Origin of the sequence: Kitasatospora sp. NPDC088351, from assembly GCF_040685575.1 — a bacterium.
Classification (GTDB): domain Bacteria; phylum Actinomycetota; class Actinomycetes; order Streptomycetales; family Streptomycetaceae; genus Kitasatospora.
The window spans coordinates 1-9,541 of the sequence record NZ_JBFBIL010000027.1; the positions used below are offsets into that span (position 1 = coordinate 1).

10 protein-coding genes are annotated in these 9,541 nt (G+C 72.1%); 5 read left to right on the plus strand and 5 right to left on the minus strand.

The features are described from left to right. From AB0P06_RS19910 to AB0P06_RS19920, 3 genes are all read left to right on the plus strand, one after another. Nucleotides 1–303: zinc-binding dehydrogenase (locus AB0P06_RS19910; protein ID WP_363609008.1), on the plus strand; the 303-nt coding region annotated here is incomplete at its 5' end. 109 nt (nt 304–412) lie between these two features. Beyond that, entirely contained in the window at nt 413–1,831 is a 1,419-nt protein-coding gene (locus AB0P06_RS19915) for a hypothetical protein (protein WP_363609010.1), read from the plus strand. A gap of 132 nt (nt 1,832–1,963) precedes the next feature. Next, nucleotides 1,964–2,974: a hypothetical protein gene (locus AB0P06_RS19920; RefSeq protein ID WP_363609012.1), complete on the plus strand. Its 1,011-nt coding sequence runs from the start codon at nt 1,964–1,966 to the stop codon at nt 2,972–2,974. Between the two features lie 154 nt (nt 2,975–3,128). On the opposite strand, the gene AB0P06_RS19925 is transcribed toward AB0P06_RS19920, so the two are convergent. Then, nucleotides 3,129–3,650: a putative immunity protein gene (locus AB0P06_RS19925; protein ID WP_363609014.1), complete on the minus strand. Its 522-nt coding sequence runs from the start codon at nt 3,648–3,650 to the stop codon at nt 3,129–3,131. 186 nt (nt 3,651–3,836) lie between these two features. Here AB0P06_RS19925 and AB0P06_RS19930 point away from each other — a divergent pair, with 186 nt between their 5' ends. Continuing rightward, on the plus strand, nt 3,837–4,499 hold the full coding sequence (locus tag AB0P06_RS19930; protein WP_363609016.1) for an alpha-ketoglutarate-dependent dioxygenase AlkB: 663 nt from the start codon (nt 3,837–3,839) through the stop codon (nt 4,497–4,499). 48 nt (nt 4,500–4,547) lie between these two features. Here AB0P06_RS19930 and AB0P06_RS19935 read toward each other — a convergent pair whose 3' ends face one another. The 4 genes from AB0P06_RS19935 to AB0P06_RS19950 form a co-directional block, all read right to left on the minus strand. Then, nucleotides 4,548–4,733: a hypothetical protein gene (locus AB0P06_RS19935; protein WP_363609018.1), complete on the minus strand. Its 186-nt coding sequence runs from the start codon at nt 4,731–4,733 to the stop codon at nt 4,548–4,550. A gap of 48 nt (nt 4,734–4,781) precedes the next feature. Next, a complete protein-coding gene (locus AB0P06_RS19940) occupies nt 4,782–5,630 on the minus strand; it encodes a carbohydrate ABC transporter permease (RefSeq protein WP_363609020.1) in 849 nt (282 codons plus the stop codon). Next, nucleotides 5,627–6,604, minus strand: coding sequence for a sugar ABC transporter permease (locus AB0P06_RS19945; protein ID WP_363609022.1), 978 nt, complete (start codon nt 6,602–6,604; stop codon nt 5,627–5,629). Before AB0P06_RS19945 ends, AB0P06_RS19940 begins: the two co-directional genes overlap by 4 nt. Before the next feature lie 285 nt (nt 6,605–6,889). Then, a complete protein-coding gene (locus AB0P06_RS19950; protein ID WP_363609024.1) occupies nt 6,890–8,200 on the minus strand; it encodes an extracellular solute-binding protein in 1,311 nt (436 codons plus the stop codon). A gap of 321 nt (nt 8,201–8,521) precedes the next feature. On the opposite strand from AB0P06_RS19950, the gene AB0P06_RS19955 reads away from it, so the two are divergent. Further along, nucleotides 8,522–9,436: an IclR family transcriptional regulator gene (locus AB0P06_RS19955; RefSeq protein ID WP_363609026.1), complete on the plus strand. Its 915-nt coding sequence runs from the start codon at nt 8,522–8,524 to the stop codon at nt 9,434–9,436. Nucleotides 9,437–9,541: the final 105 nt, after the last annotated feature.

The following is a 9,541-nucleotide window of genomic DNA, read 5'->3' on the forward strand; positions in this document are numbered from 1 at the left end:
GTGAGCAACGCCTCCTTCCAGGCCGCCTACGCCTCGCTGCGCCGGGGCGGCACACTGGTGCTGGTCGCCCTGCCCGCCGGAGGGAAGCTCGAACTCCCCGTCTTCGAGACCGTGCTGAACGGCACCAAGGTGACCGGCTCGATCGTCGGCACCCGCCAGGACCTCGCCGAGGTCTTCCGCCTGCACGCCCTCGGCCGCACCCGCGTCATCCGCGAAACCCGCAAACTCGACGACGTCAACACCTGCATCGACGACATCCTCGCGGGCAGGATCAGCGCCCGTCTGGTCTTCGACCTGCGCTGACCGCCCTCCGGCCCCCGCCGGCCTTCGTCCGGGGGCCCGGGGCCGGGGGCTGGGGGCCGGGGCCGAAAAGAAGGTGCCCGGGTCGGCGGGAGTCCGTCAGGATGCCACCGTGGATCACGTCCTGTACGGGCTCGCCGCCAACCCGGCTCTGCCGTCCGCCGTCGTCGACCGTCTCATCGCGGAGGCGGGCACAGCTGCGGACGTCCCGACGTTCGCTGAAGCCGACGGCACTGAGCTCGCCGAACATCTCGCCGCCCGGCCGGACCTCAGCCCTTCGCAGGCACGCGCCCTGGCCGCGCATTCGGAGGCCGTCGCCGTGCGACTCGCCTACGACGGCAGGATCGGAGCCGCCGACATCGACCCCGGCAGGCGGCCGGGCGCCGCACTCGCCCTGCTGGACGTGGGCCGCGGGCGGCCGGAGTGGGCGCGCCGGTTCGCAACGGACCCGGTCGTGGAGCGCCGGGTGAAGCTGGCCGGCTGCCCGGGCCTGCCGTCCGAGGTGGCCGAGGCACTGGCGGCCGACCGGGAGACGACCGTCGTCGAGGAGCTGGCGCTCTGGACCGAACGCGCGGACCTGGCCGCCCGGTTCGCCGCCCACGCCGATCCCGGCGTCCGCCGCGCGGCGGCGGCGAACGAGGCGACTCCGGCGGACGCGCTGGCCGTCCTGCTCACCGACTCCCCCGAGATCCAGCAGCCGGCGCTGCGCAACCCGAGCACGCCCGCGCAGGCCGCCGCCCGCTTCGCCGACCACCCCGCACTGCTGCTGCGCCAGGAACTCGCCGCCCGCCCCGATCTGCCCGCGGAGGCCGGCCGACGGCTCGCCGACGACCCCGTTCCCTGGGTGCGGGCGAACCTCGCCGAGAACCCCGCCATCGACGAGCCCCTGATCCGCCGGCTCGCCGCCGACCGCGGCCACGACGTCCAGCGCAGCCTCGCGCACAACCCGCACGTGCCCCTCGACGTCCTGGCCCTCCTCGCCGGCGCCACCCGGATCGGGCCGACGCTGCTCCCCCGGATCGCCGCAGCGTCCCCGGCCGAGGTCGAACAGCTGGCGGTCTCCACCGTCCCGGCGCTGCGGATGCTCCTGGCCCGCCGCCGTGACCTGCCCGCCGCGGTCCGCGACACGCTGGCCGCCGACCCGGACGCCAAGGTGGTGAAGTCCATCGCCTCGCACCCCGATCTCTCCGAAGCCCAACTGCGCTCCGCAGTCGACCGGTTCGGAGCACAGACCGCCGCAGCGGCCGCCGCCAGCCCCAACGCGTCGCCGGCCCTGCTGGAGTATCTGGCCACCGGCCGACTCGCCACCCACCGGGCCCTCCACGCGATCGCCCACCACCCCGACGCCACGCCCCTCGCCCTCCTCGCCTGTCTGGCCCACCCCAAGTCCCGCCGCCCGGCCGCCGCCCATCCGGCTCTGCCCCTGGACACCCTGATCACGCTCCTCGCCGCACCCGACCGGGAGACGGCGCAGGCGGCAGCGGCCAACCCCTCGCTCCCCCTCGGCACCCTGCTGGCCCTGCTCCCCTGACCGGCCCCCGCATCGGCCGCCCCGGCCGACCGAGCGCCGCCGGGACCGCCCCCGCACCCGGCAGGCCGTGATTGGGTCGGGGTGCGCACGGGGATCGTGCAGACAACTACTCATGCCACAGGGGGAGTTGTCATGGTAGACGGGCAGGATCTGGTCAGGGCCGTGGTCGGTGCTCTCGTTCGGACGGCCGCGAACAGCGCGACCTCGACGGGAGGCGCGGCAGTCGACGTCGTGCGGGCTCGGCTGCGCGGCACCCCGGACGGGGCTCAGGCGGTGGACGCGGTGGAGGCGGCCCCGTCGGACCGGCACGCACAGGCCCGGCTGGCCGCCGCCGTCGGCCAACTGCTGGCCACGGACCAGGCGTTCGCCCGCTACCTGGTCACCACCGAACTGGGTCACCCGGCGCACCAGCCCACCCCTCCGAAGCCCGGGGCAGCGACGACGCTGACGCTCCGGGCGGTCGGCGGCATCCCGGGCGGCGGCCTCGCCACGGCCGGCCGCCGCGCCGGCGGCAGTGTCCTGGTGGCGCTGGTGCTGATCGTCGTTGCCGCGCTGGTCGCCCTCGGGATCCACCTGGGGTCGCGCCCCGTCCTCCGGCCCGGTGTGCCCGGCCTCGCGCACGGCGCGGTCGCGCTGCGCGATCCCGGACAGATGCGGGGCGTCCTGCCAGACCTCCAGGCCATGCCCGCCGGGTGGACGCTGGAGAGCGGCCCGAGTGCGGGCACCGGGTCCGGCGGAGAAGTCCGCTGCCTGCTGCCGGACGCCTGCGACCAGCAACTGGGCTACGCGTCAGTGACCTTCCGCGGCGCCTCCCCGTACACCGTGAACTTCACCGTCGTGAGTTTCGCGTCCACCGAGACCGCGCGCCGGGCCTTCGACCTCACCTCCCAACGGGCCGACGGCGCCGCCACAGCCGTCCCCCTGCCCCGGATCGGCGACCAGAGCACGGCCCGGACGACCGGCGGCCACGAGGTGGAGGCCCTGGTCAGGGTCGGCACCACCCTGCTGTACACCCGCGCCACCGCCCCGGACGAGCCCACGTCCCACGACGCGACGGTCCTGACGGCGTTCGCCCACCTGCTGGCCGAGCGGGCCCAGCAGGCCCAGGACGGCCTCACCCCCGACGCCGTCGACCAGGGCTGACGGCGGGCCGTGCCCGGACGCTCATTCGATCACGACGCGCACCGGCTGCTCACAGGCGGGCTCGTCGGGACCGGCGTGGCGGCGGCCGAAGGCCCGTCCGAACCGGCGAGATGCTTGTCGCCCCGGTCGCCCGGGGCGACGCCCCCTTCACCGGTCAGCGGCGAAGGGCCGCGTCGAGCTGGTGGCGAAGCGCCTCCAGTCGACTGCGGCCGGGGCTGAAAACCGGCATCTGCCGCACAATCCCACGAACCGCCGACGGTGCGTGCTCGATCGCCCACCGGATCTCCTCGTCACCGGCGCCGACGTCGTCGCCCGCCGCGAGCTCACGAGCGCGCGCCACGTACATCGCCGGCCCAAGGGCGTGTTTCGCCTGGTGAGGGGTGGCCAATGGGTGGATGTAAGGGGTCGCCGCCGCGTAGCCCGCGGCACGAGCGGCGGCGGTGGCAGCCGGATCGCCGACCTCGCGTGCGGCCACGAGAGCCGCAAAGGCAAGGGAGCGCAGTCGTGCCGTCCGCTTCCCGTCGCGCGCGAAGAACCGGATGCCCTCGATCGCCTCACACGGGCGGATGTCGGACGGAGCCTTCGCCTCGAACAGTGGCAGCACCCGCTCGGCGCAATCGGCAGCCCAGAGCCCGAGAAGCCGACGGTCTTCGTCGCTTATGGTCACGCTGTTCACCCGGACATCCTGCCGGTTCCGGTGCCCCCTGTCGCCGCAATTACGTCCCGCTGCTACGTCCCGCTGCGCAAATGACGTTCCGCTGCGTCGCGCAGAGCCGACCAGTCCGCGCGGGCCCGCCCGGCCCGGTGTCGCCGGTCGCTCGACTAATCGCTCAGGTGTTCGAAATGAGCGTACGCTGGAACCATGCACAGCACCGTTCACCGCCAGCCCTCGTTGTTCGACGACGCCGACGGGGGCGGGGCCGGGCTGGGCCCGCTGGCAGGCGTACGGCGGGTGGTGCTCGGGGCGGGGGCCTGGCTGGACGTGCTGCCGGGATGGCTCGGCGGGGCGGACGAGGTGTTCGAACGGCTGGCGGTGGAGGTCCCGTGGCGGGCCGAGCGGCGGGAGATGTACGAACGGGTGGTGGACGTACCACGGCTGCTCGCGCACTACGGGGAAGCCGACGAGCCGCCGCACCCGGTGCTGGGCGAGGCCCGGGCGGCGCTGAGCGCGTACTACGCAACGGAACTGGGCGAGCCGTTCCGGACGCTGGGGCTCTGCTACTACCGGGACGGCCGGGACAGTGTCGCCTGGCACGGGGACCGGATCGGGCGTGGCAAGCGGGAGGACACCATGGTGGCGATCCTCTCGGTGGGCGAGCCGCGCGCACTGCTGCTGCGCCCCCGGCCGGGCGGTGCCCAGGGAGGCAACGAAGGCACGCACGTGGTGCGGCAGGTGGTCGGCCACGGGGACCTGGTGGTGATGGGCGGCTCGTGTCAGCGGACCTGGGAGCACGCGATCCCGAAGACGGCCCGGCCGGTGGGACCGCGGATCAGCGTCCAGTTCCGGCCGCGCGGGGTTTCCTGAGCCCCCCTTCCTGGCAGGCCCGAGCATCCGGAACAAGCTGACTGACCATCAATGATTCAGCACTGCACGTAACTTGGCCATCCCCCCGTGATCACTGGTGAGTTCACCGAGGAAGAAGTCCATCGCCCAGCCGCCGCGCAGCCAGACGCGGACGCCGAGACGGCGGGCGAGGCTCACCGTCTCGGCGATCTGGGCGAGTTGCCGGTCGGCACGCCCCTGGTCCGAAGACCCCACAGACCCCACATCCATGGCCGGGACGCTAGCAGGAACCGGCCGGGCGGCTCAGTCCTTCACCGCGCCCGCGAGCCCGGAGACCAGCTTGCGCTGCACCGCGATGAAGAAGATCAGCACCGGCACGGTCATCAGGGTGGAGGCCGCCATGATGCCGCCCCAGTCGTTCTCGTCCGGCTTGAAGAACACCAGCAGGGCCGAGGGGAGGGTCTGGTTGTCGGTGGCGCTGATGATGAAGGTCTTGGCGAAGACGAAGTCGTTCCAGGCCGCGATGAAGGAGAACACACTGGTCGCGGCGAGGCCCGGCGCGACCAGCGGCAGCAGGATCCGCCAGAGGATGCGGGACCGGCTGGCGCCGTCGATCTGGGCGGCCTCCTCGATGGAGACCGGTACGGCGGCGACGAAGCCGCGCATCATCCAGATGCCGAACGGCAGCGAGAACGCCAGCTGCACCAGGATCAGCGAGGCCAGGGTGTTGAGGCCGATCCCGGGGGCGAACCGGCCCGCGTCGCGGAACATGAAGAACAGCGGGATGGTCAGCGCCTCGACCGGGATCATCTGGGCGATCAGGAACATCACCATGATGGTGGTGCGGAACTTGAACCGGAAGCGGGTCACCGCCACCGCCGCCAGGAAGACGACCAGCGCCGACAGCACCACCACCGACAGGGCGATGACCAGGCTGTTGAGGAAGTACCGGCCGAACCCGTCGACGCTCAGCACCTGGCGGAAGCTGTCCAGCGTGGGGTGGGTGGTCCACGGCTTGGGGTCGAGGGACTGCACCTCGCCCTTGGGCTTGAAGGCCGAGAGCACCATCCAGAAGATCGGGAAGGCGGTGATGACGGCCACCACGATGGCGGTGGTGTTGGCGGCGAACCGCCAGCGGCTACGGGCGCTCACAGTTCATTTCCCGTCCGTCGCAGGGTGCGGATGTAGAAGACCGTCGGGATCACCAGGATCAGCAGCATGATCACACCGATGGCCGCGCCCAGTCCGTACTGGGAGGAGGCGAAGGCCTTCTGGTACGCGTACACGTTGAGGACGAGGTTCTGGCCGGCGATGCCGCCGCCCTCGGTCATCACGTAGATCTGGGTGAAGACCTTGAAGTCCCAGATGACCGACTGGATCACCACGATGGTGAGGATCGGCCGCAGCATCGGGGCGGTGATCCGGCGGAAGGTGTTCCAGGTGTTGGCGCCGTCCAGGGCGGCGGCCTCCAGGATCTCCTCGGGGATCGCCCTGATGCCCGCGTAGAGCGTCACCATCACGAAGGGGAAGGAGTGCCAGACCACCACGGCCCCGACGATCAGGAACGCCGTCCACTTGTCGTAGAACCAGTTGAACTCGTGGAAGCCGCTGAGCCCGAGGTTGACCAGGGTCTTGTTGACCAGGCCGAGGTTGGTGTCGAAGAGGAAGCTCCACACCGTCGACCCGGTCATCGCCGGCGCCGCCCACGCCGCCATCGCGGCGGTGGTCAGGACCAGCCGGGCCACCCGGCCGACCTTGGTCAGCAGCACCGCCAGGGTGGCGCCGACGGCCAGGGTGGCGACCACGCAGAAGGCGGCGAAGCCGATCGTCTGCAACAGCACCGACCAGAACTGGCCGTCGTTCAGGATCTTCTGGTAGTTGCCGAAGCCGACGAAGCTGGTCGGCGCTCCCCCGGACGCCTGGGCCTGCCCGAAGTCCAGCACGGACAGCAGACCGAGCTGGTAGATCGGGTACGCCACCAGCGGGATCATGATGATCGCGGCCGGCAGGAGCAGCAGCAGCGGGGTGCGGCGCCTGCCGCGCGGGGGCGCGGCCGGGCCGGTGCCCCGGCGACGCCCGCTCGGGGAAGTCGGCGCCGCCGGGACGGTCGTGGTGGATGCGGACACGTACGGGACCTGCTCTCTACGGGGCCGGCCTCGGGGACCGGCCGCCAGGGAACCTGCTCTCAGTGAGTGCCGAGTCGGCGCCCGGTCGGGCGCCGGGTGGGCGGCCGAGTCGCCCGGCGGCGGCTGAGTGGCCCGGCCGTCGGGCCACTCAGCGGGGTGTTCTGCGGGGTTCGGCGGGTGCTCGGCCGTTGGCCGGGTCGCTGAACGAGCAGCTCGGCGACCCGTGCGGTGAGCCACTCGGTGAGTCGCCCGGTGAGCTACTCGGTGAGTCGCTCACCGAGTAGCTCAGTGGCCCGCGAAGGCCGAGGTGATCTGGGTTGCCGCGTCGCCCGAGGCCTTCGCCACATCCGCCTTGCCGGTGACGATCTGCTGGAGCATGGTCGGGATGACGGCCTGCGCGTCGATCTGCGCCCACGCCTGGTCCATCGGAACGAACCTGGTCCCGGCCGCGATGGTGTCGGTGAACGGCTTGAGGAAGGCGTCCTTGGCGGCGACCTTGTCGTTGACCGACTTGAGGGTCGGCAGGTTGCCCATCGCGTCGTACATCTGCTCCTGGTAACCGGGGCTCGCCAGCAGCTCGGCGAACTCGACGGCGAGGGTGCGGTGCTTGGCCGCCTTCATCACGCCGAGGTTGTTGCCGCCGCCGAACGCCGGGGCGATCGAACCGGCCTTCTCGCCGGGCAGCGGGACGACACCGTACTTGCCCTTGACCGCGCCCGCGTCGACCTTGCTACGGCTGGAGTTGGGCAGGATCGCCATGGCGGACTTGCCGGCCGCGAACAGGTCGACCGTCTTACCGCCGGTGAGGTCCGCGCACTGCTGGGCGGGGCAGCCGTCGGCGCCGAACAGGTCGGTGTAGCGCTTGATACCGGCCTGTGAGGCGGCCGAGTTGATGTCGGCCTTGTACTTGTCGCCGTCCTTGGCCGCGATGTCGCCGCCCGCGTCCCAGACGAAGGGCAGCGCACCGAAGGTGTACTTGCCGCCGACCGCGATGCCGAAGGTGTCCGGGTGCGCGGCGTGGATCTTCTGGTTGGCGGCGACCAGTTCGTCGTACGACTTCGGCGGGGTCAGCCCGGCCTCGGTGAAGAGGTCGGTGCGGAAGTAGAGGGCGCGCACGCCGACCCACCAGGGCAGGCCGTAGGTCTTGCCGTCCAGCACCGCGGTCTTGGCGATCGCCGGGTCGAGGTCGCCCTTGTCCTTCCACTTGTCGAGGTCGGCGCCGATCTCGGCGAGGCCGCCGGCCGCGACGTAGCCCGGGAGATCGGTGTTGCCGAACTCGACCAGGTCCGGGGCACTGTTCGGGTCGTTGAACGCGCCCTTCATCTTGGCGGCGCGGGCCGAGGCGTCGGTGTCGATGTAGCTGACGTTGACGGTGACGCCCTGGTGGGAGGACTGGAACTCGGCGACCGCCTTGCTGATCACCGCTTCCTTCGCCGCGTTGCCGGCCTCGTTGTACAGCCAGACCTGCAGCGTGCCGGTCTTGTCGTCGCCGGCCTTGTCGCCGGCCGGCAGCGCGGTGCCCGGCGAACAGGCGGCCGCCGCGATACAGGTGGCGGTGAGAACGGCGGCCGCAGCGGTCCGTCTGATGAGTCGCATGGGTGGAGACCTCCCCTCCCGACAGTTGCCGCCGAGACGTGCGCCGCTGGGGACGGGCGCGTCGAAGCAGGCCCTGACCGGGGCCGATGGTGGGTGCGTGAACGCGTTGATGTGGGGGTACGGCAGAGCGACCGCTCGGGTGGGCTGCGTCGCCTGCTCGATGCCAGGGACGTTAGGCGGGGGCCCTCGCGGGCAACAAGAGGCACTTCGGGAAGTTTTGCACTGCACAACGCTGTGTCGAAGAATCGGCGAACGCGATGCGAACGGGTACGGTCTGACAACCGCCGCAGTCCAGCGGTGATACGAGAGGGGATCGGGCCGATGACGGAGACGGGGACCGGGGCGGAGGCCGGCGCCGAGGAGCCGCCGGCCGCCGGTACGGCCGACGCTGCAGCCGGTGGTTCGGCTGGTGGTTCGGCTGAGGCTTCGGCCGGTACGAAGCCGAAGAAGGCCACGACCGGCGACCGCAACCAGTCGTCCTCACTGCGCCGCGCGCTGGCCGTCCTCGGCTACGTCCGCGACCACGGCGATGGCCGCGGCGTGCCGCTCGGCCAGCTCGCCGACGCGCTCGCCCTCAACAAGAGCACCGTGCTGCGGCTGACCGGCCCTCTGCTCGACGAGCACCTGCTCGACCGCGACCGGGAGACCGGCTGGTTCCGGCTCGGCCACGGCTCGCTCCGCCTCGGCCAGGCCTACCTCTCCACCCTCGACCTGCGCGCCGTCGCCGCCGAGCACCTGCGCCGGCTCCAGCGCGAGGCCGGCGAGACCGTCCACCTCACCGTCTGGCAGGCCCCGGGGATCGTCTACCTGGACAAGGTCGAGGACGAGACCAACGTCCGGATGGCCTCCCGGGTCGGCAGCCGGGCACCGGCCTACTGCACCGCCACCGGAAAGGCGATCCTGGCCTGGCTGCCCGAGGAGGCCGTCACCGAGGTGGTCGCCGCCGGACTGCGCCCGGTCACCGCCTGGACCATCGCCGACGAGACCCATCTACGCGCCGACCTGGCCAGGATCCGGGCCCGCGGCTACTCGATCGACGACCGGGAGAACGAACCGGAGGTCCGCTGCGTCGCCGCCCCGATCTTCGACCACACCGGCGAGGTGACCGCCGCCCTCTCCGTCTCCGGCCTCACCTCCCGGATGACCGCCGCCCGCGTCCGCACCCTCGGCCCCGTGGTCGCCCAGGTCGGCCTGCGGATCTCCCGCGAACTCGGCTCCGACCGCCAGCCCGGCTGACACCCGCCGGCAGGCCCGCCGAGACAGCCGGAAAACGGAAGAGGCCCGGTGCCTGAAACGGCACCGGACCTCACCCGAATGTAGAGCGCCAGGCCCGGGTTGAAC

Excerpts from the sequence above, each read along its gene's own strand:
- AB0P06_RS19920 (WP_363609012.1), top strand. The coding sequence starts at position 1,964 with ATGGTAGACGGGCAGGATCTGGTCAGGGCCGTGGTCGGTGCTCTCGTT.
- AB0P06_RS19930 (WP_363609016.1), top strand. The coding sequence starts at position 3,837 with ATGCACAGCACCGTTCACCGCCAGCCCTCGTTGTTCGACGACGCCGAC.
- AB0P06_RS19950 (WP_363609024.1), bottom strand. The coding sequence starts at position 8,200 with ATGCGACTCATCAGACGGACCGCTGCGGCCGCCGTTCTCACCGCCACC.
- AB0P06_RS19955 (WP_363609026.1), top strand. The coding sequence starts at position 8,522 with ATGACGGAGACGGGGACCGGGGCGGAGGCCGGCGCCGAGGAGCCGCCG.